The following is a 25,245-nucleotide window of genomic DNA, read 5'->3' as shown; positions in this document are numbered from 1 at the left end:
ATCCCTACGGCGCGGAAGGCTGTTGGCCATGGCGATTGCGCAGCCCGAGCGGGGCGGGCTGCTGCCCGAGCGGACGGGTCCCCTGCGCGGCACCCTCGCCACCACCGCGTGCATGGAGACCCTCCAGGTCGGCTATCTGCACGCGGTGGCCGCGGCCGCCGGCTGCTCCCTGTCCCAGCCCTTTCTGGACAACGGCATCGACTGGCACGTCAGTCACAGCGCCCCCGGGCACACCGTCGACGACGAGGTGACCATCAAGGTGCAGCTGAAGTGCACCTACCAGCTCGCGCCCCGGCCGCCGGGCCCGTCCTTCTCCTTCACGCTCGACAACACCCACCTGGCGAAGCTGGCCCGCACCCCGGTCTCGGTGCACAAGATCCTGGTCGTGATGATCGTCCCGCGCTCGCAGGAGCAGTGGCTGCGGGCCGGACACGACCGGCTCGACCTGCGGCACTGCTGCTACTGGGTCAACCTGGCCGGCCACCCCGTCACCGGCCGGCACCGCACCACCGTGCGGATACCGACCTCGCGCATCTTCGACGACCGCGCGCTGTGCGAGATCATGACGCGGGTCGGGACGGGAGGCAGACCATGACGCACCGCCCCCTCGGCGAGCCGCTGCGACCGGTGCTGCCGCACCCCGTCGGCCCCTCCGGCGCCCGTCCCCCCGAGCCCGCCGACGTCGACCCCGCCGTCCTCGGCACGCTGCTGCACCGGCACGGCTGGCAGCGGCGCGGCGGGGCTCCCGGACGCTACGGGCGCTGGACCCCGCCCGGCCCCGGCGGCGGCACGACGAGCCTGCTGGTGCCCGAGAGCCGTGCCTTCCCCGACAGCGACGACCTGCTCGGCGAGGCGCTCGACGCCCTGTCCCGCAGCGGCACGCCCGCGGCGCGCGAGGTGCTGCTCTCCCTCGCCGTGCCCAGCGACGAGATCCGCTGGTGGCGGGACGCACCCACCGGCCCCGGGGACGCCGCGCCCTGGACCGTGGAGGAGCGGCTGCGCTCCGCGGCCCGCGGGATGCTGCTCGCCGCCGCCCTCGCCACCCGCGCCCGGGCCGGATACCACGGCGCCCGGCACCGCAGATCGGCCGCCGCCGTCCTGGAACACGTCCTCGTGGGCTCCGCGGCCGACGGCCGCCGGCTGACCGCGTTCGTCCCCGCGGGCACCGGGCGCCCGCTCGCGGTGCGGCTGCACCAGGCCCTGTACGCGGTGCGCGAGGCCATCGACTACCAGCGGGCGGCCGGCGGCATGGACGCCTTCGACAGCGCCGTCGGGGCGGGCGCCAGCCGCGAGTTCACCGAGTCCCTCGTCGCCCTGGTGCGCGGAGCCGAGGGCGCCCGCATCGCCGTCGAGTGGGCGCCCGCCGCCGGCGTCCCCGCGGACTGCGCGGCCGCCGCCGAACCGGTCGAGTTCTCCCCGGGCGACCTGCCCGTGCTCCGCGAGGCCGGCGCCCGCTACCTGCGTGAGGAGCCGTCCGTGCCGGTGCGGATCACCGGCGCGGTGCTGCGGATGCGCCGTCCCGGGCCGCGCGGCGAGGGCGCCGTTCGGCTCCGGGTGATCTCCGGCGCCGAGGTGCCGCACGTCCGGGTGACCCTGGGCGAGGAGGACTACCGGATCGCCGGGCACGCCCACCTGGTCGGGCTGCCGGTGCGGGTGGACGGGCGGCTGGAGAGCCGGGGCGGCTTCCGCCGCCTCACCGGCGCGTCGGGCGTCGTACCGGTGCAGGTGGACGACGAGGAGCGGGACCGCCTGATGAAGTCCGTGCAGGAAGGCACGGACGACGTCGAGGACGCCGACTACTTCGGGGAGGCGTGCCCGGGGGAGGACTGAGGGTGACCGTTTCGCGGTCGGCGGCCCCGGCTCGGTACGATCCCGTCATGCGCGCGCTCCCGGTATGGCGCCGCACCCCGCCTTCAGTCAGGAGAGACCGGTGTCAGACGTCCGTGTGATCATCCAACGCGATTCCGAGCGGGAAGAGCGCGTGGTGACGACGGGCACTACGGCCGCGGACCTCTTCGCCGGCGAGCGCTCGATCATCGCCGCGCGCGTGGCCGGCGAGCTCAGGGACCTCGGCCACGTGCTCGCCGACGGCGAGACCGTCGAGGGGGTCGGGATCTCCTCCGAGGACGGGCTCAACATCCTGCGCCACTCCACCGCGCACGTGATGGCCCAGGCCGTGCAGGAGCTCTTCCCCGAGGCCAAGCTGGGTATCGGCCCGCCCGTGAAGGACGGCTTCTACTACGACTTCGAGGTCGAGAAGCCGTTCACGCCCGAGGACCTCAAGGCCGTCGAGAAGAAGATGCAGGAGATCCAGAAGCGCGGGCAGCGCTTCTCCCGCCGCGTCGTCACCGACGAGGCGGCCCGCGAGGAGCTGGCGGACGAGCCGTACAAGCTGGAGCTGATCGGCCTCAAGGGCTCGGCCTCCTCCGACGACGGCGCGGACGTCGAGGTCGGCGCCGGCGAGCTGACGATCTACGACAACCTGGACGCCAAGACCGGCGAGCTGTGCTGGAAGGACCTCTGCCGCGGTCCGCACCTGCCCTCCACCCGTCTCATCCCGGCGTTCAAGCTGATGCGCAACGCGGCCGCCTACTGGCGCGGCAGCGAGAAGAACCCCATGCTCCAGCGCATCTACGGCACCGCCTGGCCGTCCAAGGACGAGCTGAAGGCCCACCTCGACTTCCTCGCCGAGGCCGAGAAGCGCGACCACCGCAAGCTGGGCAGCGAGCTCGACCTCTTCTCCATCCCCGAGCAGATCGGCTCCGGACTCGCCGTCTTCCACCCCAAGGGCGGCATCGTCCGCCGCGTGATGGAGGACTACTCGCGCCGCCGCCACGAGGAGGAGGGCTACGAGTTCGTCTACACCCCGCACGCGACCAAGGGGAAGCTCTTCGAGACCTCGGGCCACCTGGACTGGTACGCCGACGGCATGTACCCGCCCATGCAGCTCGACGAGGGCGTGGACTACTACCTCAAGCCCATGAACTGCCCGATGCACAACCTGATCTTCGACGCACGCGGCCGCTCGTACCGTGAACTGCCGCTGCGCCTCTTCGAGTTCGGGACCGTGTACCGGTACGAGAAGTCGGGCGTCGTGCACGGCCTGACCCGGGCCCGCGGCTTCACCCAGGACGACGCGCACATCTACTGCACCCGCGAGCAGATGTCCGAGGAGCTCGACAAGACGCTCACCTTCGTCCTCGGCCTGCTGCGCGACTACGGCCTGACCGACTTCTACCTGGAGCTGTCCACCAAGGACCCGGAGAAGTTCGTCGGCTCCGACGAGGTCTGGGAGGAGGCGACCGAGACGCTGCGCCAGGTCGCCGAGAAGCAGGGCCTGCCCCTGGTGCCCGACCCGGGCGGCGCCGCCTTCTACGGCCCGAAGATCTCCGTCCAGACCAAGGATGCGATCGGCCGCACCTGGCAGATGTCGACCATCCAGCTCGACTTCAACCTGCCCGAGCGCTTCGACCTGGAGTACACCGGCCCGGACGGCGTCAAGCAGCGCCCGGTCATGATCCACCGAGCCCTGTTCGGCTCCATCGAGCGCTTCTTCGCGGTGCTCCTGGAGCACTACGCGGGCGCCTTCCCGGCGTGGCTCGCCCCGGTGCAGGCCATCGGCATCCCGATCGGCGACGCGCACGTGGGCTACCTGGAGAAGTTCACCGCGGCCGCCCGGCGCAAGGGCCTGCGGGTGGAGGTCGACTCCTCCTCGGACCGGATGCAGAAGAAGATCCGCAACGCCCAGAAGCAGAAGGTGCCGTTCATGGTCATCGCGGGCGACGAGGACATGGCCAACAACGCCGTCTCCTTCCGCTACCGCGACGGCTCCCAGGAGAACGGCATCCCGTTCGACGAGGCCATCGTCAAGATCGCCCAGGTGGTCGAGGACCGGGCCCAGGTCTGAGCGCGGCGGCCCGGCCGGGCCGCCGCACGGAACGTCCGAGCCCCCGCGGGAGCCCCCTCCCGCGGGGGCTCCCGCCGTCCGTCGCCCCGGCCGCCCGGGACCCGGGGGCGAAGCCATATGCTGCGTTGCATGACGAGTGAGCCGGAGCAGCAGATCGGAGTGGGGACGCAGGACGCGTTCCAGCGCCTGTGGACGCCCCACCGGATGGCCTACATCCAGGGCGAGAACAAGCCGAGCGGCCCGGGCGCCGGCGACGGCTGCCCCTTCTGCTCCATCCCGGCCCAGTCCGACGAGGACGGCCTGATCGTCCGCCGCGGCGAGCTGGTGTACGCGGTGCTCAACCTCTACCCGTACAACGGCGGTCACCTGATGACGGTGCCCTACCGCCACGTCGCCGACTACACCGATCTGACCACGGCGGAGACCGCCGAGCTGGCGGAGCTGACCAAGCAGGCCATGCAGGCCCTGCGCGCCGCCTCCGGCGCCCACGGCTTCAACATCGGCATGAACCAGGGCACGGTCGCCGGCGCCGGCATCGCCGCCCATCTGCACCAGCACATCGTGCCCCGCTGGGGCGGCGACACGAACTTCATGCCGGTCGTCGGCCACACCAAGGTGCTGCCCCAACTGCTCGCCGACACACGGAAGATGCTGGCGGAGGCCTGGCCCACGGCCTGACCGTCCGAACCCGGCGCCACGGCACCCCGGCGCCCGCGCACGGGCCGCCGCCCCGGTCCCGGGACGGCGGCCCACGCGCGGCCGGCTACGCGTCGTAGACGTCGGCCTTCTTCGGTGCCACGTCCTGGACCGTTCCGCTCAGCACCGCCGACCGGGAGCCGAACTTCTCCACGTCCACGCCGTTCTCGCGGAGCGTCCTGAGCGCCGCCGCGTGCACCACCCGCAGCACCGGCGTCGCGGCGCGCAGCGCGTCGTCGGCCATGAAGCGGTGGCGCCAGGGCTGGTCCGCCCACGCGTGCCGCAGACCGAAGGGCTCCGGCAGCGTCAGACCGCCGCCGAGCCAGTTCAGCACCGGCGGGTACCAGGTCAGCGGGGCGCGCGCGGCGAGCCGGACCACCTCGTCGGCGTCGACCAGGGGCAGCTTGACCTTGCGGGTCTCCCAGAACCGCAGGGCCTTCTGCACCTCCTTCTCCCTCGCCGCGGGCTTCTCGTTGAACAGCGGGTTGACCGGACCCAGGGCGTGCCCGGTGACCTCGATGCGCAGGGTGTCGTGCAGCACCGTCACCGTGATCAGCATGGTGATCACCAGGTGGCCGTCCCACAGCGTCCACTGGACGCCGAGGTAGTGGCGGTCGCCGCTGCCGAACTGCTGCTTGTTGCAGATGTCCTGTATCGCGTGCGTGCGCACCGTGTACGCGTCCACGTCGGTGCCGCTGGGCCGGGACACCGCGTCGGCGTTCTCCCCGATCGGCGTGACGATCCAGTGCGTGATCGACGGCTTGGGGAAGCCGCCCGTGTTGACGGGGGTGCGCTCCAGCATGCCGAGGCCGCCCTGGATCGCCGTGATGACGTCCCAGCTGCGGAACGGGTGGAAGTCCTTGCCCGGCTCGGCGGAGACGAGGTCCTCGGCCAGCTGCCAGGAACCCCAGCGGGTGCCCATGCCGAGTATGCCCTTGGGCCCGGCGTAGAAGACGGAGTTGGAGCGCTGCTCGGCACCGAGCCGTGCCAGCTCCTTGCGCACCTGCTCGGCCGCGTCGCCCGGGCTGCCCGGCACCGCCTCCGGGACCTTGGCGCCGAGGCCGCCGCCCGACAGCAGACTCTCCCAGCGCTCCCGCAGGTCCCGCGCCGAGCGCTCGCAGATCTGCTTGGCCCAGAACCAGCCGACCACCGGCAGCACCACCGCCGCCCGCCCGTACCAGGCCCAGAAGCCGTGGAAGGGCATCTTCACCAGGAACAGCACCGCCAGCGCGCCCACCCCGGCCAGCAGCACGGTGGCGACGGCGCCGGCCCGCTTGTCCTCCCGCCGGCCGACCGTGGTGCGCAGGGTGAACACCACCAGCCACACCAGGAACCCGGGCAGGAAGAGCACCCCGCACAGCACCGTCACCGCAGCGAGCCAGTTGTCCCGGTCCCGCCGGATGCGGTGCGCCGCCAGGCAGTGCTCCACCACCACCTGGGGCTCCACCCCGAAGGACTGGATGAGCGGCTTGCGCCCGGCGCCCAGCGTGCGGTCGATCACCGCCCTGGAGAAGGCCTCACCGAGCTTGGGCCGGAGGATCCGCGCCCAGGGCCGCGGTGGTTTCACCGTCGACCTGTGCCACTCGTTGTCCGCCTGGAGGATCTTGGCCACCTCGTCGTCCCGGTAGGCCGCGGAGGCGAGCGCGTTGGTAGCCGCCGTCTGCCCCATCGACCCCGACAGGGGCACCTGCGCCCCGGGACTGAAGTCGAACCCGTCCGTCACTGCCGCCCGCCCCCTCGCCGCCGCTCCTGCACCTGCGGCCTTCCCGACTTCCCTGCCCCGCACACCTGTTGATCAGGTCATCAGCGTATCCGCAGGCACCGCGGCACGGGGGCGGACGGCCGAAGCCGCCCGCCCACTGGGAGGGAAGCGCTCCGCGGTGATCCGGTTGTGCGCCCGGCGCGCCCGGCGCGCTCGCTAGGAGGCCTCCTCCTCCTGCGCACGCACCCGCTGCGCGACCTGCGGCGGCATCGGCTCGTGCCGCGCGTAGCGGCGGTCGAAGCGCGCGGTGCCGTGCGAGAGGGACCGCAGGTCGACCGCGTACCGCCCGATCTCGATCTCGGGCACCTCGGCGCGCACCAGCGTGCGGCCGCCCGGCGTCTGCTCGGTGCCCAGCACCCGGCCGCGCCGCCCCGACAGGTCGCTCATCACGGCGCCGACGTAGTCGTCGCCGACCAGCACGCTCACCTCGGAGACCGGCTCCAGCAGATGGATGCGCGCCTCCGCGGCCGCCTCCCGCAGCGCGAGCGCGCCCGCCGTCTGGAAGGCGGCGTCGGAGGAGTCCACTGAGTGCGCCTTGCCGTCGACCAGGGTGATCCGGACGTCGATCAGCGGATGCCCGGCCGCGACCCCCCGCGCGGCCTGGGCCCGTACGCCCTTCTCCACGGACGGGATGAACTGCCGCGGCACCGCCCCGCCCACGACCTTGTCGACGAACTCGATGCCCGAACCGCCGGGCAGCGGCTCCACCTCGATCGCGCAGATGGCGTACTGCCCGTGCCCCCCGGACTGCTTGACGTGCCGGCCGCGGCCCGAGGCCGGGCCCGCGAAGGTCTCCCGCAGGGACACCCGGTGCGGGACGACGTCCACCTGCACGCCGTACCGGTTGCGCAGCCGCTCCAGCGCCACGTCGGCGTGCGCCTCGCCCAGGCACCACAGCACCACCTGGTGCGTGTCCTGGTTCTGCTCCAGCCGCATGGTCGGGTCCTCGGCCGCCAGCCGGGCCAGCCCCTGGGAGAGCTTGTCCTCGTCCGCCTTGCTGTGCGCCTGGATGGCGAGCGGCAGCAGCGGGTCGGGCATGTCCCACGGCGCCATCAGCAGCGGGTCGTCCTTGGCGGAGAGGGTGTCCCCGGTCTCGGCGCGGCCCAGCTTGGCCACGCACGCCAGGTCGCCGGCGACGGCGAACGCCACCGGCCGCTGCTGCTTGCCGAAGGGCGTCGACAGGGCGCCCACGCGCTCGTCGACGTCGTGGTCCTCGTGGCCGCGGTCGGCCAGCCCGTGCCCGGAGACGTGCACCGTCTCGTCCGGGCGCAGGGTGCCGGAGAAGACCCGGACCAGGGAGATCCGTCCGACGTAGGGGTCGGAGGCGGTCTTCACGACCTCCGCGACCAGGGGGCCCTGCGGGTCGCACGCCCGGAGCTCGCGGGCCGCGCCGTCCGGTGTGGTCACCCGGGGCGCCTCGCGCTCCGGCGGGGTCGGGAAGCCCCCGGTGATCAGCTCCAGCAGCTCGACCGTGCCGAGGCCCTGCCGGGCCCCCTCGGCGGCGGGCGCGGCGGCCAGCACCGGGAAGAAGACCCCGCGGGCGACGGCCCGCTCCAGGTCCTGCACCAGCGTCTTCAGGTCGATGGACTCGCCGCCGACGTAGCGGTCCATCAGCGTCTCGTCCTCGCTCTCCGAGATGATGCCCTCGATGAGCCGGTTGCGGTGCTCCTCGATCTGCGGCAGCTGGTCCTCGCCCGGCTCGGACTCCTTGCGCTCGCCCGAGGCGTAGTCGAACAGCTTCTGCGTCAGCAGCCCGGTCAGGCCGGTCACCGGCGCGTGCCCGTCGGGGCCCTGCGGCCCGTGCAACGGCAGGTACAGCGGCAGCACGGCGTCGGGGTCGTCGCCGCCGAAGGCCTCGGCGCACACCCGCGTCATCTCCTCGAAGTCCGCGCGGGCGGCCTCCAGGTGCGTGACGACGATGGCGCGCGGCATGCCGACGGCCGCGCACTCCTCCCACACCACGCGGGTGGCCCCGTCGACGCCGTCCGAGGCCGAGACGACGAAGAGGGCCGCGTCCGCCGCCCGCAGACCGGCCCTCAGCTCCCCGACGAAGTCGGCATAGCCGGGGGTGTCCAGAAGATTGATCTTGATGCCGTCCCATTCGACGGGCACCAGGGAGAGCTGTACCGACCGCTGCTGCCGGTGCTCGATGTCGTCGTGGTCGGAGACGGTGCCGCCGTCCTCCACGCGGCCCGCCCGGTTCACCGCTCCCGCCGTCAGCGCGAGCGCCTCCACCAGAGTCGTCTTGCCCGAACCGGAGTGGCCGACCAGCACCACATTCCGTATGGACGCGGGGTGGTCGGCCGCCTCTGCCCTGCCGGCGGCTCCGGGATGTGTGTGCGCCTTGTCGCCCATGGTCCTGCCTCCCGTGCACGGTGAGGTCACTGTGGGCGCGGACACGCGGGACCGCCCACTGGCGGCTCCGGGACGCCCGCGGTCCTTCGAGCTTTCCACTCCCGTCACGCCGCGTCCATACGAGGGACCCGATCCCGCCTCCCGCCCGGGCCGGCCCGCCACGGGCCCGATCCGGGGGCGGGGCCGCGGGTGCCCGGCCGTCGCCCCCGCGCGCGCGTGGCTACGATGGGCCAGCCGGTGGCCAGCAGGGGCCGCCCGCGACACCGACCCTTGGGCAGGCCATGCTGAACAAGTACGCGCGTGCTTTCTTCACGCGTGTCCTCACGCCGTTCGCCGCGTTTCTCATCCGCAGGGGCGTCAGCCCCGACACGGTGACGCTCATCGGCACGGCAGGGGTGGTCGCCGGCGCGCTGGTCTTCTACCCCCGGGGCGAGTTCTTCTGGGGCACGGTCGTGATCACGCTGTTCGTGTTCTCCGATCTCGTCGACGGAAACATGGCCCGCCAGCTGGGCCGCTCCAGCCGCTGGGGCGCCTTCCTCGACTCCACGCTCGACCGGGTCGCCGACGGCGCGATCTTCGGCGGGTTCGCCCTGTGGTACGCGGGCCACGGCGACGACAACACCCTGTGCGCGGTGTCGATCTTCTGCCTGGCGAGCGGCCAGGTGGTGTCCTACACCAAGGCCCGCGGCGAGTCGATCGGCCTGCCGGTCGCCGTCAACGGCCTGGTGGAGCGGGCCGAGCGGCTGGTGATCTCGCTGGTCGCGGCCGGGCTCGCCGGACTGCACGCGTTCGGGGTGCCCGGCATCCAGTACCTGCTGCCGGTCGCCCTGTGGATCGTCGCCGTCGGCAGCCTCGTCACGCTGGTCCAGCGGGTGGTCACCGTCCGGCGGGAGTCCGCCGAGGCGGAGGCCGCCGCCCACGACCGGCCCGAGGGCGCCTCCCACGGGAGCGAGGCCTCGTGAGCGTGCGGGACCGGCTGACCGACCTGGCGTACGGAGCCGGCTGGAGCACGGTGAAGACGCTGCCCGAGCCGGTCGCCGTCCGCCTCGGACGCTCCCTCGCCGACCTAGCCTGGAAGCAGCGCGGCAAGGGCGTGCTGCGCCTGGAGTCCAACTACGCGCGCGTGGTGCCCGACGCCACCCCCGAGCGCCTGGCCGAGCTGTCCCGTGCGGGCATGCGGTCCTACCTGCGCTACTGGATGGAGTCCTTCCGGCTGCCCGCGTGGAGCGCGGAGCGGATCGGCACCGGGTTCGAGTGCAAGGACCTGCACCACCTCACCGACGGCCTGGCCTCCGGCCGGGGCGTCGTCCTCGCCCTGCCGCACCTGGCCAACTGGGACCTGGCCGGCGCCTGGGTCACCACCCGGCTCGGGGTGCCCTTCACCACGGTCGCCGAGCGCCTGAAGCCGGAGTCGCTGTACGACCGCTTCGTCGCCTACCGCGAGGGCCTCGGCATGGAGGTCCTGCCGCACAGCGGCGGCTCCGCCTTCGGCACCCTGGCCCGCAGGCTGCGCGACGGCGGCCTGGTCTGCCTGGTCGCCGACCGCGACCTGTCCGCCTCCGGCGTCGAGGTGACCTTCTTCGGCGAGACCGCGCGGATGCCCGCCGGACCGGCCCTGCTGGCGCAGCAGACGGGCGCCCTGCTGCTGCCGGTCACACTCTGGTACGACGACTCGCCCGTCCTGCGCGGCCGGATCCACCCGCCGGTCGAGGTGCCCGCGAGCGGGACGCGCGCCGAGCGGACGTCCGTCATGACCCAGGCGCTGGCCGACGCCTTCGCCACCGGCATCGCCGACCACCCGGAGGACTGGCACATGCTCCAGCGGCTCTGGCTCGCCGACCTCGATCCCGCGAGGGATCCTGGAAATCCCGGGAAGGCAGCCTCGTGAGGATCGGCATCGTCTGCCCCTACTCCTGGGATGTCCCGGGCGGCGTCCAGTTCCACATCCGGGACCTGGCCGAGTACTTCACCGGCCTCGGGCACGAGGTGTCGGTGCTCGCCCCCGCCGACGACGACACCCCGCTGCCGCCCTACGTCGTCTCCGCGGGCCGCGCGGTCCCGGTCCCGTACAACGGCTCCGTGGCCCGGCTCAACTTCGGCTTCCTGTCCGCGGCCCGGGTCCGGCGCTGGCTGCACGACGGGGCCTTCGACGTCATCCACATCCACGAGCCGACCTCGCCCTCCCTCGGCCTGCTGACCTGCTGGGCGGCCCAGGGCCCGATCGTGGCCACCTTCCACACCTCCAACCCGCGCTCCCGTGCGATGATCGCCGCCTACTCGATCCTGCAGGCCGCGCTGGAGAAGATCAGTGCGCGGATCGCGGTCAGCGAGTACGCCCGCCGCACCCTCGTGGAGCACCTGGGCGGGGACGCGGTGGTCATCCCCAACGGCGTCGACGTCGACTTCTTCGCCAAGGCCGAACCGAAGGCCGAGTGGCAGTCGGGCCGGGCGCGGTGTGCGGCCGGCGGCCCCGTCGACGACGGCGCGGCCGACGCCACGATCGGCTTCATCGGGCGCATCGACGAACCCCGCAAGGGACTGCCGGTGCTGATGCGGGCGCTGCCGAGGATCCTCGCCGCCCGCCCCGGCACCCGGCTGCTGGTGGCCGGGCGCGGCGACGAGGAGGAGGCGGTGCGCACCCTGCCCGCCGAGCTGCGCTCGCGCGTGGAGTTCCTCGGCATGGTCAGCGACGAGGACAAGGCGCGCTTCCTGCGCAGCATCGACCTCTACGTGGCGCCGAACACCGGCGGCGAGAGCTTCGGGATCATCCTGGTGGAGGCCATGTCGGCGGGCGCCCCGGTGCTCGCCTCCGACCTGGACGCCTTCGCCCAGGTGCTGGACCAGGGAGCGGCGGGCGAGCTGTTCGCCAACGGGGACGCCGGCGCGCTCGCCGACGCGGCCGTGCGGCTGCTGGCCGACCCCGCCCGGCGGGCGGAGCTGGGCGAGCGCGGCAGCGCCCACGTGCGGCGCTTCGACTGGTCCACGGTCGGCGCGGACATCCTGTCGGTGTACGAGACGGTGACGGCCGGCGCGGCGGCGGTCGCCGCCGACGACCGCGCCACGGGTCTGCGGGCCCGGCTGGGCCTGGCCCGGGACTGATCTCCCGGGCCCCGGGTCCGGGGTCCGCCGGGGGGCGCCCGAACCCGGTTCGGACCGGCGGGCGGGTCCTCACCGCCGGGCACGGGCCCGGTGCTCGCCCCGGTAGCCTTGCCGCCCGTGACCGCAACCCTCATCTGGATCCTCGTCGCGCTCGTCGCCGTCGGCCTGTACCTGAGCTGGACGGCGGGCCGGCTGGACCGGCTGCACGCCCGCATCGACGCCGCCCGGGCCGCGCTCGACGCCCAGTTGGTGCGCCGCGCCTCCGTCACCCAGGAACTGGCGACCTCCGGCGTGCTCGACCCGGCCGCGTCCATCGTCCTGTACGAGGCCGCGCACGCCGCCCGGCAGGCCGAGGAGGACCAGCGGGAGGTCGCGGAGAGCGAACTGACCCAGGCGCTGCGCGCGGTCTTCGCGGAGGCCCAGCAGGTGGACGAGGTCCGCGGGGCGCCCGGGGGAGAGGACGCGGCCCGCGAACTCGCCGAGGCGGTGCGCCGGGTGCCGATGGCCCGCCGCTTCCACAACGACGCGGTGGGCGCGGCCCGCCGGCTGCGGGAGCACCGCAAGGTCCGCTGGTTCCGGCTCGCCGGCCACGCCCCGTTCCCCATGGCCTTCGAGATGGACGACGAGCCCCCCGCGGCTCTCACGGAGCGCACGGCGGCGGCCTGAGCGACCGTCCCGAACGACGGCCGGAGGGCCCCGGGGCGGTTCCCGGCGGCGCTCCCGGGGCCGGAACCGTGCGGGGCGCGCGGGCGAAAAGGATCCACCGGGTTGTCATTGGCCCTTGCGGTGGCCTGGTCCATTCGCGTTGTCTCGGTCCAGCACAACACCCTCTTCACCCAGTGAGGTCACCCGTGTCCACCACACCCGACGCCGCCCAGACCCCCGAGACCGGCACCGCCCGCGTGAAGCGCGGCATGGCCGAGCAGCTCAAGGGCGGCGTGATCATGGACGTCGTCACGCCGGACCAGGCGAAGATCGCCGAGGACGCGGGCGCCGTCGCCGTCATGGCCCTGGAGCGGGTCCCGGCCGACATCCGCAAGGACGGCGGCGTGGCCCGCATGTCGGACCCGGACATGATCGAGGGCATCATCGACGCGGTCTCCATCCCGGTGATGGCCAAGTCCCGCATCGGCCACTTCGTCGAGGCCCAGGTCCTGCAGTCCCTCGGCGTCGACTACATCGACGAGTCCGAGGTCCTCACCCCGGCCGACGAGGTCAACCACTCCGACAAGTGGGCCTTCACCACCCCCTTCGTCTGCGGTGCCACCAACCTCGGCGAGGCCCTGCGCCGCATCGCCGAGGGTGCCGCGATGATCCGCTCCAAGGGCGAGGCCGGCACCGGCAACGTCGTGGAGGCGGTCCGCCACCTGCGCCAGATCAAGAACGAGATCGCCCGGCTGCGCGGCTACGACAACAACGAGCTGTACGCCGCCGCCAAGGACCTGCGCGCCCCGTACGAGCTGGTCAAGGAGGTCGCCGAGCTGGGCAAGCTCCCGGTGGTCCTCTTCTCCGCCGGCGGTGTGGCCACCCCCGCCGACGCCGCCCTGATGCGCCAACTCGGCGCCGAGGGCGTCTTCGTCGGCTCCGGCATCTTCAAGTCCGGCGACCCGGCCAAGCGCGCCGCCGCCATCGTGAAGGCCACCACCTTCTACGACGACCCGAAGATCGTCGCGGACGCGTCCCGCAACCTCGGCGAGGCCATGGTCGGCATCAACTGCGACACGCTCCCCGAGGCCGAGCGCTACGCCAACCGCGGCTGGTAGTCGGCCCGGTGAAGGACCCGGTACCCACCTCATGAACACTCCTGTCATTGGCGTCCTGGCCCTCCAGGGCGACGTACGGGAGCACCTCATCGCCCTGGCCGCGGCGGACGCCGTGGCCAGGCCGGTGCGGCGCCCCGAGGAACTCGCCGAGATCGACGGCCTCGTGCTGCCCGGCGGAGAGTCCACCACCATCTCCAAGCTGGCCGTCCTGTTCGGAGTGATGGACCCGCTCCGCGCGCGCGTCCGCGACGGCCTGCCCGTGTACGGCACCTGCGCGGGCATGATCATGCTCGCCGACAAGATCCTCGACCCCCGCTCGGGCCAGGAGACCATCGGCGGCATCGACATGATCGTGCGCCGCAACGCCTTCGGACGGCAGAACGAGTCCTTCGAGGCCGCGGTCCACGTCGAGGGCGTCCCCGGCGAACCCGTGGAGGGCGTCTTCATCCGCGCCCCGTGGGTCGAGTCCGTCGGCGCCGGTGCCGAGGTGCTCGCCGAGCACGAGGGCCACATCGTCGCGGTCCGCCAGGGCAACGCGCTGGCCACCTCGTTCCACCCGGAACTGACCGGTGACCACCGTGTGCACGCCCTGTTCGTCGACATGGTGCGCGCGAATCGGACGCCCGAGTCCTTGTAGGATCTCTGGCGTTCACACAGAGACGGGTTACGCGAAGGAGACAGGCAGATGTCCGGCCACTCTAAATGGGCCACGACGAAGCACAAGAAGGCCGTGATCGATGCCAAGCGCGGCAAGCTCTTCGCGAAGCTGATCAAGAACATCGAGGTCGCGGCGCGCATGGGCGGTGTCGATCTCGAGGGCAACCCGACGCTCTATGACGCCGTCCAGAAGGCCAAGAAGCAGTCGGTCCCGAACAAGAACATCGACTCCGCGATCAAGCGCGGCGGTGGTCTCGAGGCCGGTGGCGCCGACTACGAAACGATCATGTACGAGGGCTACGGCCCCAACGGGGTCGCGGTGCTCATCGAGTGCCTCACCGACAACCGCAACCGTGCCGCGTCGGACGTCCGCGTCGCGATGACCCGCAACGGCGGCTCCATGGCCGACCCCGGTTCGGTGTCGTACCTCTTCCACCGCAAGGGCGTCGTGATCGTCCCCAAGGGCGAGCTGGCCGAGGACGACGTCCTCGGGGCCGTCCTGGACGCCGGCGCCGAGGAGGTCAACGACCTCGGCGAGTCCTTCGAGGTCCTCAGCGAGGCCACCGACCTGGTCGCGGTCCGCACCGCCCTCCAGGAGGCCGGCATCGACTACGACTCCGCCGAGGCCAACTTCGTCCCGACCATGCAGATCGAACTGGACGAGGACGGCGCCAAGAAGATCTTCAAGCTGATCGACGCGCTCGAGGACAGCGACGACGTGCAGAACGTCTTCGCCAACTTCGACGTCAGCGACGAGATCATGGAGAAGGTCGAGGCGTAACGCACGCGCCGCAGACGGGCCGACGGGGCGCCCCCGTCGGCCCGTCGCGTTGTCCGGCGTCGGTGCGGGGCGTTGTCGGTGCCACCCGATAGCCTGCACGAATTGGGGACACCGCCCGGCGGTGGCCGGGGCAGATCGATGGGAGGGGCCCGATGCGGGTGTTGGGGGTGGACCCCGGACTGACCCGGTGCGGCGTCGGCGTGGTCGAGGGGGTGGCCGGCCGTCCGCTCGCCATGGTCGGCGTCGGCGTCGTGCGGACACCGGCGGACGCCGAGCTCAGTCACCGCCTGCTCGCCGTCGAGCAGGGCATCGAGCACTGGCTGGACGAGCACCGGCCCGAGTTCGTCGCCGTCGAGCGCGTCTTCAGCCAGCACAACGTCCGCACCGTGATGGGCACCGCCCAGGCCAGCGCCGTCGCCATGCTCTGCGCGGCCCGTCGCGGCATCCCCGTCGCCCTGCACACCCCCAGCGAGGTCAAGGCGGCCGTCACCGGCAGCGGCCGCGCGGACAAGGCCCAGGTCGGCGCCATGGTCACCCGCCTGCTGCGGCTCGACGCGCCCCCGAAGCCCGCCGACGCCGCCGACGCCCTCGCGCTCGCCATCTGCCACATCTGGCGGGCCCCCGCCCAGAACCGTCTGCAGCAGGCCGTCGCCCTGCACGCATCGAAAGGCCGTACGGCATGATCGCGTTCGTCAGCGGCCCGGTCGCCGCCCTCGCACCGGACTCCGCGGTCGTCGAGGTGGGCGGGATCGGCATCGCCGTCCAGTGCACGCCCGGCACCCTCGCCGGGCTGCGCCAGGGACAGCCGGCCCGGCTGGCCACCTCCCTGGTCGTCCGCGAGGACTCGCTGACCCTGTACGGCTTCGCCGACGACGACGAGCGCCAGGTCTTCGAGCTCCTCCAGACGGCCAGCGGCGTCGGCCCCCGCCTCGCCCAGGCCATGCTCGCCGTGCACAGCCCGGACGCCCTGCGCCGCGCGGTGGCCGGCGGTGACGAGAAGGCGCTCACCGCCGTCCCCGGCATCGGCAAGAAGGGCGCCCAGAAGCTGCTCCTGGAGCTCAGGGACCGCCTCGGCGAACCGCTCGGCGCGGCGCCCGCCATCGGAACCCCCGTCACCAGCGGCTGGCGCGACCAGCTGCACGCCGCCCTGATCGGCCTCGGCTACGCGACCCGCGAGGCCGACGAGGCGGTGGCCGCCGTGGCCCCGCAGGCCGAGGCCGCCGGGGGCACTCCGCAGGTGGGCCGTCTGCTCAAGGCCGCCCTGCAGACCCTGAACCGCGCCCGCTGACCTGCGCCACCCCGCTAGGAGACTTCGTGAACCGGGACGACACGACCGGCAGCCCCGCCCCGGAGCGGCTGGTGGGCTCAGCGGCCGACGGCGAGGAGCAGGCCGTGGAGGCCGCCCTGCGCCCCAAGGACCTCGACGAGTTCATCGGCCAGCAGAAGGTCCGCGAGCAGCTCGACCTCGTGCTGCGCGCGGCCCGCGCCCGCGGCGCCACCGCCGACCACGTCCTGCTCTCCGGCGCCCCGGGCCTGGGCAAGACCACCCTGTCGATGATCATCGCGGCCGAGATGGGCGCCCCCATCCGCATCACCAGCGGTCCCGCCATCCAGCACGCCGGAGACCTCGCCGCGATCCTGTCCTCCCTCCAGGAGGGCGAGGTCCTCTTCCTCGACGAGATCCACCGGATGTCCCGGCCGGCCGAGGAGATGCTCTACATGGCCATGGAGGACTTCCGGGTCGACGTGATCGTCGGCAAGGGCCCCGGCGCCACCGCCATCCCGCTGGAGCTCCCGCCGTTCACCCTGGTCGGGGCCACCACCCGCGCGGGCCTGCTGCCGCCGCCGCTGCGCGACCGCTTCGGCTTCACCGCGCACATGGAGTTCTACGAGCCCGCCGAGCTGGAGCGCGTCGTCCACCGCTCGGCACACCTGCTCGACGTCGGGATCGAGGCCGAGGGCGCCGCGGAGATCGCCGGCCGCTCCCGCGGCACGCCCCGCATCGCCAACCGCCTGCTGCGCCGCGTCCGCGACTATGCGCAGGTCAAGGCGGACGGACGGATCACCCGGGAGATCGCCTCCGCGGCCCTCGCGGTGTACGAGGTCGACGCCCGCGGCCTCGACCGGCTCGACCGGGCTGTGCTGGAGGCCCTGCTGAAGCTGTTCGGCGGCGGCCCCGTCGGCGTGTCCACGCTCGCGGTCGCGGTGGGGGAGGAGCGTGAGACCGTGGAGGAGGTCGCCGAGCCGTTCCTCGTCCGGGAGGGCCTGCTGGCCCGCACCCCGCGCGGGCGGGTGGCCACACCCGCCGCCTGGACGCACCTCGGCCTCACCCCGCCCCGCCCGGCGTCGGCGGGAAACGGACAAGGGGACCTCTTCGGGGCGTGACGGCGAGGGCATTGGCCGGGGGCGGAACCCAGGTGCCATGCTGAGCGTTGTTCCATGCGCGTGGACTCGCTTAGACTCCGCCGATGCCGCCCTCGACGGCAGCACCCCCTGCACCCCCGACCAGCAGGCCGCTCACCACCGCGGTCGCGTGAAGGAAGTTCCCACCCGTGAAGCTCGTGACCCTCCTCCCGTTCATCGTGCTCATCGGGGCCATGTTCCTGATGACCCGGTCGGCCAAGCGCAAGCAGTCGCAGGCAGCCGACATGCGGAACCAGATGCAGCCCGGCAGCGGTGTCCGCACCATCGGCGGCATGTACGCCACGGTCAAGGAGGTCAGTGACGAGACGGTCCTCCTCGACGCGGGCCCGGGTGTCGAGCTCCTCTTCGCCAAGAACGCGATCGGTGCCGTCCTGACCGACGACGAGTACAACCGCATCGTCCACGGCGTCGAGCACGACCTGAAGTCCGACGCCGACCTCGTCCCCGACGACGCCTCCTCCCTCACCGAGACCGACGGGCCCGTCGCCGACGCCGCCGCCTCCGACGACAAGCCTCTCGACCTCGGCAAGAAGGACGCCGCCGAGAAGCCGGCCGCTGGGAAGCCCGTCGTCGAGAAGCCGGTCACCGAGGAGCCCGCCGCCGAGAAGCCGGCCGCCGAGGCCGCCCCGGTCGACGCCCCTGCGGCGAAGGCGGACGAAGAGCCGAAGAAGACCGACGGCGACACCGACGCGAAGTAGCCGCCCTCCCGGTCCCGCGGTCCGTCCGCGGGACCGGGGACGTGCTCTTGTCGCACGGATCCCGACACCATGTCATGGCCGTCGCCGAGCCCGACCGGCTCGGGGCGGCCCGAGAGGGAGTACGAGAAGGTGGCAGCACCTAAGAAGGGCCGGAGCGGGAGCGCCCAGAGCAGGCCGGGGCGCGCGCTGGCCTTCATCATGATCGCCATCGTGGCGCTCACCGGGGGAATGTTCGCCTCCGGACACATCACTCCGCGTCTCGGCATCGACCTCGCCGGCGGCACCAGCATCACGCTGACGGCGGTCAACGAGCCGGGTCAGCCCAATGCGATCAACAAGACCAACATGGACACCGCGGTCGAGATCATGAACCGCCGTGTCAACGGTCTGGGTGTCTCGGAGGCGGAGGTCCAGACCCAGGGCGATCGCAACATCATCGTCAACATCCCCCGGGGCACGAACTCGGAGGAGGCCCGCCAGCAGGTCGGCACCACCGCCAAGCTCTACTTCCGCCCGGTCCTGCAGAGCGCGGCCTCCGGCGCCGCCCCGGCCACCCCGAGCCCCGCCCCGGCCACCGGCAGTCCCTCGCCGAGCCCGTCCGGCTCGAAGGCCGCCACCGGCAAGAACAAGGCGACGCCCGGCACCCCCGCTCCCTCCGCCACCACGCAGGGCCGCCCGCTCACCGGCGCCCTGAAGGCCGGATCGCCCACGCCGTCGCCCACCGGCTCCGCGCCGGCGAAGCCCTCTGCCGGGTCGCCGTCGAAGCCCGCCGCCGGGTCGACGTCGAAGCCGTCCACCACGCCCGCCCCGAGCGGCAGCGCCGCCGCGACCGCGGCCAAGCTCGAGGCGCAGTTCGCCGCCCTCGACTGCACCAAGCCGGCACAGCGAGCCGCCGCCGGCAAGGGCGTCAAGCCGGGCGAGCCCACGGTCGCCTGCGGCCAGGACGGCAAGGTCTGGAGCAAGTTCCTGCTCGGCCCGGTCGCCGTCGACGGCACCGAGGTCAGCAAGGCCCAGGCCACCTTCGACACCCAGGGTGCCTCCGGGTGGCAGGTCGAAATGAGCTTCACGTCCAGCGGTTCCACGAAGTTCGCCGCCGTGACCAGCCAGCTCGCGCAGAAGCAGTCCCCGCAGAACGAGTTCGCGATCGTCCTCGACGACGCGGTGGTCTCCCACCCCTACGTCCAGCGGGCCATCACCGGCGGCAACGCGTACATCTCGGGCAGCTTCACCCAGGAGGAGGCACAGAGCCTCTCCAACATGCTGTCGTACGGTGCGCTCCCGCTCACGTTCAAGGAGTCCAGCGTCACCACGGTGACCGCCGCCCTCGGTGGCGAGCAGCTCCAGGCCGGCCTGATCGCCGGCGCCATCGGCCTCGCCCTCGTGGTGATCTACCTGGTGGCGTACTACCGCGGTCTGTCCGTCATCGCGGTCGCCTCGCTCCTGGTCTCGGCCGCGCTCACCTACGTGATCATGTCGCTGCTCGGTCCGACGATCCACTTCGCGCTGAACCTGCCGGCCGTGTGCGGCGCCATCGTCGCCATCGGCATCACCGCCGACTCGTTCATCGTGTACTTCGAACGGGTCCGGGACGAGCTCCGCGAGGGCCGCTCGCTGCGTCCGGCGGTGGAGCGCGCCTGGCCGCGCGCCCGGCGCACCATCCTGGTCTCCGACTTCGTGTCGTTCCTGGCCGCGGCGGTGCTGTTCATCGTGACCGTCGGCAAGGTCCAGGGCTTCGCGTTCACGCTCGGCCTGACCACGCTGCTCGACGTCGTCGTGGTGTTCCTGTTCACCAAGCCGCTGCTGACCCTGCTGGCCCGCACCAAGTTCTACGGCGGCGGCCACCCCTGGTCCGGCCTCGACCCCAAGCGGCTCGGCGCGAAGCCCCCGCTGCGCCGCACGCGCCGTCCCTCCCACCCCGCCGCAGGCCCTGTCGACCCGAAGGAGGCGTGAGATGTCGAAGCTCGGCAACCTCGGCGCCCGTCTGCACCGCGGCGAGGTCGGCTACGACTTCGTCGGCAACCGCAAGATCTGGTACGGCGTCTCCATCCTGATCACCATCACGGCCATCCTCGGCCTGGCGGTGCGCGGGCTGAACATGGGCATCGAATTCCAGGGCGGAGCCGTCCTCACCACGCCGAAGACCTCGGTGTCGGTGAACCAGGCGGAGACCTACGCCCAGGAGGCGTCCGGCCACCCGGCCGTGGTGCAGGAGCTCGGCACCGGCGGTCTGCGCATCCAGATCGCGGGCATCGAGACCGGCAAGTCCGACCAGATCAAGCAGGAGCTGGCCAAGGACCTCAACATCGACGCCAACAAGATCAACGCTGATCTCGTCGGCCCGAGCTGGGGCGAGCAGATCGCCAACAAGGCCTGGGAGGGTCTGGCGATCTTCATGGTCCTGGTCGTGATCTACCTGGCCATCGCCTTCGAGTGGCGCATGGCCCTGGCCGCCCTGGTCGCGCTGATCCACGACATCACCATCACCACCGGCATCTACGCCCTCGTCGGCTTCGAGGTCACGCCCGGCACGGTGATCGGTCTGCTGACGATCCTCGGCTACTCGCTCTACGACACGGTCGTCGTCTTCGACAGCCTCAAGGAGCAGACGAAGGACATCACCCGGCAGAGCCGCTGGACCTACAGCGACATCGCCAACCGCTCCATCAACGGCACCCTGGTGCGGTCGATCAACACCACCGTGGTCGCGCTGCTCCCGGTCGCGGGTCTGCTCTTCATCGGCGGCGGCTTCCTCGGCGCCGGCATGCTCAACGACATCTCGCTGTCGCTGTTCGTCGGCCTCGCGGCCGGCGCGTACTCCTCGATCTTCATCGCCACGCCGCTCGTCGCCGACCTCAAGGAGCGCGAGCCGCAGATGAAGGCCCTGCGCAAGCGGGTCCTGGCCAAGCGCGCCCAGGCCGGCCCCGCCGGTGCCCAGGAGACCGACCTGCGGGACGCCGACGGCGCCGAGGACGCGGCCCCCGCCGTCGTCGGCCCGCGCAACCAGCCCACCTCCCGCGGCCGGGGCCGCGGCCGTCCGTCCGGGAAGCGCCGATGACCGACATAGAGGAGCTGCTGCTCAGCCGCATCCGCGACGTGGCCGACTATCCGGAGCCGGGCGTGATGTTCAAGGACATCACCCCGCTCCTGGCGGACCCGCCGGCGTTCACCGCGCTGACCGACGCGCTGGCGGACATCGCCCTGCGCACCGGCGCCACGAAGATCGTCGGCCTGGAGGCCCGCGGCTTCATCCTGGGCGCCCCGGTCGCCGTCCGTGCCGGACTCGGCTTCATCCCGGTCCGCAAGGCGGGCAAGCTCCCCGGAGCCACGCTCAGCCAGGCCTACGACCTGGAGTACGGCTCCGCGGAGATCGAGGTGCACGCCGAGGACCTGCTCCCCGGCGACCGCGTGCTCGTCGTCGACGACGTGCTCGCCACCGGCGGCACAGCGGAGGCGTCGCTGCAGCTGATCCGCCGGGCGGGTGCCGAGGTCGCGGGCGTCGCGGTCCTCATGGAGCTGGCCTTCCTGTCCGGCCGCGCCCGTCTGGAGGCGCCCCTCGCCGGGGCGCCGCTGGAGGCGCTGATCACCGTCTGAATCAGAACGTCACCACCGCGAAGGGCGCCCGGCACATCGCCGGGCGCCCTTCGCGTCATGGCCGTCCGCGGGCGTCATGCACATGCGAAATTAGCTCAGATGTTCCTCAAGAATGTGTTCGCCTGCTGGCTCTGGGTGATTGGATCTCTCCGATGCCACTGACCAGGGCATCACATAGGAGGATTCAATGAGCAAGTCGGGCAAGTTCACCACGGGGATCGTCACAGCGCTCTCGCTGGCCGCGCTCACCGCCGCAGCGGCGCCGGCCAGCGCCACTCCGGTCGCGGTGGCCAAGTCCCCTCACCCCGTGGCGGCCAGCTGCGGCGAGTGGATCCGCGCGGGCAGCCTCCCGTTCAAGTGGAGCACCGTCAAGGACGGCTGCGGCCACTTCGGGCGCCCCGGGCTGCGGATGGGCTACTCCTGGGCTGTCTGGAAGGGCGGCGCGATCTGCGTCAAGGTGGAGGGCTTCAAGAACGGAAAGAAGACCTGGTACAACGCCGGCTGCGGCAAGAGCGGCTCCGTCACCGTGCCGTGGGGGAACGTGCTGGCCGAGAAGCAGATGCAGGTGAAGAACGCGGCGCTCTTCAACTGGAAGTGACGCGTGCCCCGCTGCCGGCGATCTGATCGGTAGGCGGAGCGATGTCGGGGACCCGGGCCGTGTCCGGGTCCCCGACGGGCCGCACACCACCTCGTCGTCGCCCGGGACGTCCGCTCGCTACCATGGGATCTCCGGAGCCTGACCGGGGGACCCGGATCGCGCACGAGGAGCCCTCTTGCCAGACGAGGCCCAGCCACTGACCGCCGCCAAGCCCGAGTCCGCCTCGGAGCCCGCGGCGAAGCCCGCGCCGGCCGCGAAGAACGACACCCGCGGGTCGACCGAGCACGACCGGTCCGCGCCCGCGGACCGGTCGGCCGAGTCCTCGCGTCCCAAGCCGGCCGCGCCCGAGGGCCCCTCCCGGCCGCCGGCGGTCCGCCCGGCCGCGAACCAGCCCGCGCGCTCCGGCTCCTCCAACCGCGTGCGGGCCCGCCTGGCCCGCCTCGGCGTCCAGCGCGCCAACCCGTACAACCCGGTCCTGGAACCGCTGCTGCGGATAGTGCGCAGCAACGACCCGAAGATCGACGCCGCCACACTCCGCCAGATCGAGCGTGCCTACCAGGTCGCCGAGCGCTGGCACCGCGGCCAGAAGCGCAAGAGCGGCGACCCGTACATCACGCATCCGCTCGCCGTGACCACGATCCTCGCCGAGCTGGGCATGGACCCGGCCACCCTCATGGCGGGCCTGCTGCACGACACGGTCGAGGACACCGAGTACGGCCTCGACCAGCTGCGCCGCGACTTCGGCGACACGGTCGCCCTGCTGGTCGACGGCGTCACCAAGCTGGACAAGGTCAAGTTCGGCGAGGCCGCGCAGGCGGAGACCGTGCGCAAGATGGTCGTCGCCATGGCCAAGGACCCGCGCGTCCTGGTCATCAAGCTCGCCGACCGGCTGCACAACATGCGCACCATGCGCTACCTCAAGCGTGAGAAGCAGGAGAAGAAGGCGCGCGAGACCCTGGAGATCTACGCGCCGCTCGCCCACCGCCTGGGCATGAACACCATCAAGTGGGAGCTGGAGGACCTCGCCTTCGCGATCCTCTACCCCAAGATGTACGACGAGATCGTCCGCCTGGTCGCGGAGCGCGCCCCCAAGCGCGACGAGTACCTGGCGAAGGTGATCGACGAGGTCCAGGCCGACCTGCGGGCCGCCCGCATCCGCGCCACCGTCACCGGACGCCCGAAGCACTACTACAGCGTCTACCAGAAGATGATCGTCCGCGGCCGAGACTTCGCGGAGATCTACGACCTGGTCGGCATCCGCGTCCTCGTCGACACCGTCCGCGACTGCTACGCGGCGCTGGGCACCGTCCACGCCCGCTGGAACCCGGTTCCGGGGCGGTTCAAGGACTACATCGCGATGCCCAAGTTCAACATGTACCAGTCGCTGCACACGACGGTCATCGGGCCCAGCGGCAAGCCGGTCGAGCTCCAGATCCGCACCTTCGACATGCACCGCCGCGCGGAGTACGGCATCGCCGCGCACTGGAAGTACAAGCAGGAGGCCGTCGCCGGAGCCTCCAAGGTCCGCACCGACGCGCCCCGCACGTCCGGCAAGGACAAGGACGCCATCAACGACATGGCGTGGCTGCGGCAGCTGCTGGACTGGCAGAAGGAGACCGAGGACCCGGGCGAGTTCCTGGAGTCGCTGCGCTTCGACCTCTCCCGCAACGAGGTCTTCGTCTTCACCCCGAAGGGCGACGTCATAGCGCTCCCGGCCGGGGCCACCCCGGTGGACTTCGCCTACGCGGTCCACACCGAGGTCGGCCACCGCACCATAGGGGCACGGGTCAACGGCCGTCTCGTCCCCCTGGAGTCGACCCTCGACAACGGCGACCTGGTCGAGGTGTTCACCTCCAAGGCGACCGGCGCCGGGCCCTCCCGGGACTGGCTCGGCTTCGTCAAGTCGCCGCGCGCCCGGAACAAGATCCGCGCCTGGTTCTCCAAGGAGCGCCGGGACGAGGCGATCGAGCAGGGCAAGGACGCCATCGTCCGCGCGATGCGCAAGCAGAACCTGCCGATCCAGCGGATCCTCACCGGCGACTCGCTGGTCACCCTCGCGCACGAGATGCGCTACTCCGACATCTCCGCGCTCTACGCGGCGATCGGCGAGGGCCATGTCTCCGCACAGAACATCGTGCAGAAGCTGGTCCAGGCGCTCGGCGGCGAGGAGGCGGCCACCGAGGAGATCGACGAGAGCGTGCCGCCGGCCCGCGGGCGCGGCCGCAAGCGCCGTACCAGCGCCGACCCGGGCGTGGTCGTCAAGGGCGTCGACGACGTGTGGGTCAAGCTGGCCCGCTGCTGCACGCCGGTCCCCGGCGACCCGATCATCGGCTTCGTCACGCGCGGCAACGGCGTATCGGTTCACCGAAACGACTGCGTCAACGTGGACTCACTGTCCCGCGAGCCCGAGCGCATCCTGGACGTCGAGTGGGCCCCGACGCAGTCCTCGGTGTTCCTCGTCGCCATCCAGGTCGAGGCCCTGGACCGCTCCCGGCTCCTGTCGGACGTCACGCGCGTGCTGTCCGACCAGCACGTCAACATCCTCTCCGCGGCCGTCCAGACCTCCCGCGACCGCGTCGCCATCTCCCGCTTCACCTTCGAGATGGGCGACCCCAAGCACTTGGGCCACGTCCTGAAGGCGGTCCGCGGCGTGGAGGGCGTCTACGACGTGTACCGGGTGACGTCGGCACGGCATCGGTCGTAGGGAGCAGCCGCCTGCTCGGGACACATGGTGGCGTCGCGCACCGTGCTGCACGCACAACGCCCGGCCAGGAAGCCTGGCCGGGCGTTGTGCGTCATTGAAGAACGGTCTGTCCGTGACACGCTCAGCGCGTTCGTCGAAGACGCACCGTGTATTCGGTGGCCAGGAAAGGACCGGACCCGGTGAGCAGGGCTCCCAGGGCCACGATCCATC

Annotated in this window: 22 protein-coding genes; 20 read left to right on the top strand and 2 right to left on the bottom strand. The window is 72.2% G+C overall.

From position 1 onward, the window contains the following. Positions 1 to 28 precede the first annotated feature (28 nt). The 4 genes from P3H78_RS14080 to P3H78_RS14065 all read left to right on the top strand — a co-directional run bounded on the left by P3H78_RS14080 (position 29) and on the right by P3H78_RS14065 (position 4,585). Entirely contained in the window at positions 29 to 595 is a 567-nt protein-coding gene (locus P3H78_RS14080) for a DUF4365 domain-containing protein (protein ID WP_276109299.1), read from the top strand. Beyond that, complete coding sequence (locus P3H78_RS14075; RefSeq protein ID WP_276109298.1) at positions 592 to 1,830, top strand: hypothetical protein; 1,239 nt, start codon at positions 592 to 594, stop codon at positions 1,828 to 1,830. Before P3H78_RS14080 ends, P3H78_RS14075 begins: the two co-directional genes overlap by 4 nt. A gap of 100 nt (positions 1,831 to 1,930) precedes the next feature. Beyond that, entirely contained in the window at positions 1,931 to 3,907 is a 1,977-nt protein-coding gene (gene thrS / locus P3H78_RS14070) for a threonine--tRNA ligase (RefSeq protein ID WP_276109297.1), read from the top strand. A gap of 117 nt (positions 3,908 to 4,024) precedes the next feature. Then, positions 4,025 to 4,585, top strand: a complete 561-nt coding sequence (locus tag P3H78_RS14065; protein ID WP_276109296.1) for an HIT family protein — start codon at positions 4,025 to 4,027, stop codon at positions 4,583 to 4,585. A gap of 85 nt (positions 4,586 to 4,670) precedes the next feature. Here P3H78_RS14065 and P3H78_RS14060 read toward each other — a convergent pair whose 3' ends face one another. Continuing rightward, a complete protein-coding gene (locus tag P3H78_RS14060) occupies positions 4,671 to 6,272 on the bottom strand; it encodes an AbeC-like domain-containing protein (protein ID WP_276109573.1) in 1,602 nt (533 codons plus the stop codon). Positions 6,273 to 6,521: 249 nt separating this feature from the next. Then, a complete protein-coding gene (locus tag P3H78_RS14055; protein ID WP_276109295.1) occupies positions 6,522 to 8,720 on the bottom strand; it encodes an elongation factor G-like protein EF-G2 in 2,199 nt (732 codons plus the stop codon). Between the two features lie 281 nt (positions 8,721 to 9,001). Here P3H78_RS14055 and pgsA point away from each other — a divergent pair, with 281 nt between their 5' ends. From pgsA to P3H78_RS13975, 16 genes are all read left to right on the top strand, one after another. After that, a complete protein-coding gene (gene pgsA / locus P3H78_RS14050; RefSeq protein ID WP_276109294.1) occupies positions 9,002 to 9,682 on the top strand; it encodes a phosphatidylinositol phosphate synthase in 681 nt (226 codons plus the stop codon). Next, on the top strand, positions 9,679 to 10,608 hold the full coding sequence (locus tag P3H78_RS14045; RefSeq protein ID WP_276109293.1) for a phosphatidylinositol mannoside acyltransferase: 930 nt from the start codon (positions 9,679 to 9,681) through the stop codon (positions 10,606 to 10,608). Before pgsA ends, P3H78_RS14045 begins: the two co-directional genes overlap by 4 nt. Further along, on the top strand, positions 10,605 to 11,819 hold the full coding sequence (locus P3H78_RS14040; protein WP_276109292.1) for a glycosyltransferase family 4 protein: 1,215 nt from the start codon (positions 10,605 to 10,607) through the stop codon (positions 11,817 to 11,819). Before P3H78_RS14045 ends, P3H78_RS14040 begins: the two co-directional genes overlap by 4 nt. A gap of 117 nt (positions 11,820 to 11,936) precedes the next feature. Next, a complete protein-coding gene (locus P3H78_RS14035) occupies positions 11,937 to 12,485 on the top strand; it encodes a LemA family protein (protein ID WP_276109291.1) in 549 nt (182 codons plus the stop codon). A gap of 185 nt (positions 12,486 to 12,670) precedes the next feature. Continuing rightward, on the top strand, positions 12,671 to 13,582 hold the full coding sequence (gene pdxS, locus P3H78_RS14030) for a pyridoxal 5'-phosphate synthase lyase subunit PdxS (RefSeq protein ID WP_276109290.1): 912 nt from the start codon (positions 12,671 to 12,673) through the stop codon (positions 13,580 to 13,582). 31 nt (positions 13,583 to 13,613) lie between these two features. Then, positions 13,614 to 14,219: a pyridoxal 5'-phosphate synthase glutaminase subunit PdxT gene (pdxT, locus tag P3H78_RS14025; protein ID WP_276109289.1), complete on the top strand. Its 606-nt coding sequence runs from the start codon at positions 13,614 to 13,616 to the stop codon at positions 14,217 to 14,219. A gap of 48 nt (positions 14,220 to 14,267) precedes the next feature. Continuing rightward, entirely contained in the window at positions 14,268 to 15,020 is a 753-nt protein-coding gene (locus tag P3H78_RS14020) for a YebC/PmpR family DNA-binding transcriptional regulator (protein ID WP_276109288.1), read from the top strand. A 152-nt stretch (positions 15,021 to 15,172) separates the two neighbouring features. Beyond that, positions 15,173 to 15,703 carry a crossover junction endodeoxyribonuclease RuvC gene (ruvC, locus tag P3H78_RS14015; protein WP_276109287.1) on the top strand — a complete coding sequence of 177 codons (531 nt, stop codon included), beginning with the start codon at positions 15,173 to 15,175 and terminating at the stop codon, positions 15,701 to 15,703. Next, a complete protein-coding gene (gene ruvA, locus P3H78_RS14010; RefSeq protein ID WP_276109286.1) occupies positions 15,700 to 16,308 on the top strand; it encodes a Holliday junction branch migration protein RuvA in 609 nt (202 codons plus the stop codon). The genes ruvC and ruvA overlap by 4 nt, the downstream gene beginning before the upstream one ends. 26 nt (positions 16,309 to 16,334) lie before the next feature. Next, positions 16,335 to 17,405, top strand: a complete 1,071-nt coding sequence (gene ruvB, locus P3H78_RS14005) for a Holliday junction branch migration DNA helicase RuvB (RefSeq protein WP_276109285.1) — start codon at positions 16,335 to 16,337, stop codon at positions 17,403 to 17,405. A gap of 167 nt (positions 17,406 to 17,572) precedes the next feature. Continuing rightward, positions 17,573 to 18,142 (top strand): preprotein translocase subunit YajC, encoded by a 570-nt coding sequence (gene yajC, locus P3H78_RS14000; RefSeq protein ID WP_276109284.1) that lies wholly within the window; start codon positions 17,573 to 17,575, stop codon positions 18,140 to 18,142. Between the two features lie 129 nt (positions 18,143 to 18,271). Then, positions 18,272 to 20,092 (top strand): protein translocase subunit SecD, encoded by a 1,821-nt coding sequence (secD, locus tag P3H78_RS13995; RefSeq protein ID WP_276109283.1) that lies wholly within the window; start codon positions 18,272 to 18,274, stop codon positions 20,090 to 20,092. A 1-nt stretch (position 20,093) separates the two neighbouring features. Further along, complete coding sequence (gene secF / locus P3H78_RS13990) at positions 20,094 to 21,197, top strand: protein translocase subunit SecF (RefSeq protein ID WP_276109282.1); 1,104 nt, start codon at positions 20,094 to 20,096, stop codon at positions 21,195 to 21,197. After that, positions 21,194 to 21,733 (top strand): adenine phosphoribosyltransferase, encoded by a 540-nt coding sequence (locus P3H78_RS13985; protein ID WP_276109281.1) that lies wholly within the window; start codon positions 21,194 to 21,196, stop codon positions 21,731 to 21,733. Before secF ends, P3H78_RS13985 begins: the two co-directional genes overlap by 4 nt. A 187-nt stretch (positions 21,734 to 21,920) precedes the next feature. Next, the gene (locus tag P3H78_RS13980) at positions 21,921 to 22,331 is read left to right on the top strand and encodes a hypothetical protein (protein WP_276109280.1); all 411 of its coding nucleotides are present in this window, start codon (positions 21,921 to 21,923) and stop codon (positions 22,329 to 22,331) included. Between the two features lie 175 nt (positions 22,332 to 22,506). Further along, on the top strand, positions 22,507 to 25,035 hold the full coding sequence (locus P3H78_RS13975; RefSeq protein WP_276109279.1) for a RelA/SpoT family protein: 2,529 nt from the start codon (positions 22,507 to 22,509) through the stop codon (positions 25,033 to 25,035). Positions 25,036 to 25,245: the final 210 nt, after the last annotated feature.

This window comes from Streptomyces tropicalis (genome assembly GCF_029269835.1).
Lineage (GTDB): Bacteria > Actinomycetota > Actinomycetes > Streptomycetales > Streptomycetaceae > Streptomyces > Streptomyces tropicalis.
The sequence above is the reverse complement of the archived record's forward strand: the minus strand, read 5'-3'. Positions and strand labels throughout refer to the sequence as shown.

What these genes read in the sequence shown, in the direction of transcription:
- P3H78_RS14080 (WP_276109299.1), top strand. Translation starts at nt 29, where the DNA reads ATGGCGATTGCGCAGCCCGAGCGGGGCGGGCTGCTGCCCGAGCGGACG.
- P3H78_RS14075 (WP_276109298.1), top strand. Translation starts at nt 592, where the DNA reads ATGACGCACCGCCCCCTCGGCGAGCCGCTGCGACCGGTGCTGCCGCAC.
- P3H78_RS14065 (WP_276109296.1), top strand. Translation starts at nt 4,025, where the DNA reads ATGCTGCGTTGCATGACGAGTGAGCCGGAGCAGCAGATCGGAGTGGGG.
- P3H78_RS14060 (WP_276109573.1), bottom strand. Translation starts at nt 6,272, where the DNA reads ATGGGGCAGACGGCGGCTACCAACGCGCTCGCCTCCGCGGCCTACCGG.
- P3H78_RS14055 (WP_276109295.1), bottom strand. Translation starts at nt 8,720, where the DNA reads ATGGGCGACAAGGCGCACACACATCCCGGAGCCGCCGGCAGGGCAGAG.
- pgsA (WP_276109294.1), top strand. Translation starts at nt 9,002, where the DNA reads ATGCTGAACAAGTACGCGCGTGCTTTCTTCACGCGTGTCCTCACGCCG.
- pdxT (WP_276109289.1), top strand. Translation starts at nt 13,614, where the DNA reads ATGAACACTCCTGTCATTGGCGTCCTGGCCCTCCAGGGCGACGTACGG.
- P3H78_RS14020 (WP_276109288.1), top strand. Translation starts at nt 14,268, where the DNA reads ATGTCCGGCCACTCTAAATGGGCCACGACGAAGCACAAGAAGGCCGTG.
- ruvC (WP_276109287.1), top strand. Translation starts at nt 15,173, where the DNA reads ATGCGGGTGTTGGGGGTGGACCCCGGACTGACCCGGTGCGGCGTCGGC.
- ruvA (WP_276109286.1), top strand. Translation starts at nt 15,700, where the DNA reads ATGATCGCGTTCGTCAGCGGCCCGGTCGCCGCCCTCGCACCGGACTCC.
- secF (WP_276109282.1), top strand. Translation starts at nt 20,094, where the DNA reads ATGTCGAAGCTCGGCAACCTCGGCGCCCGTCTGCACCGCGGCGAGGTC.
- P3H78_RS13985 (WP_276109281.1), top strand. Translation starts at nt 21,194, where the DNA reads ATGACCGACATAGAGGAGCTGCTGCTCAGCCGCATCCGCGACGTGGCC.
- P3H78_RS13980 (WP_276109280.1), top strand. Translation starts at nt 21,921, where the DNA reads ATGAGCAAGTCGGGCAAGTTCACCACGGGGATCGTCACAGCGCTCTCG.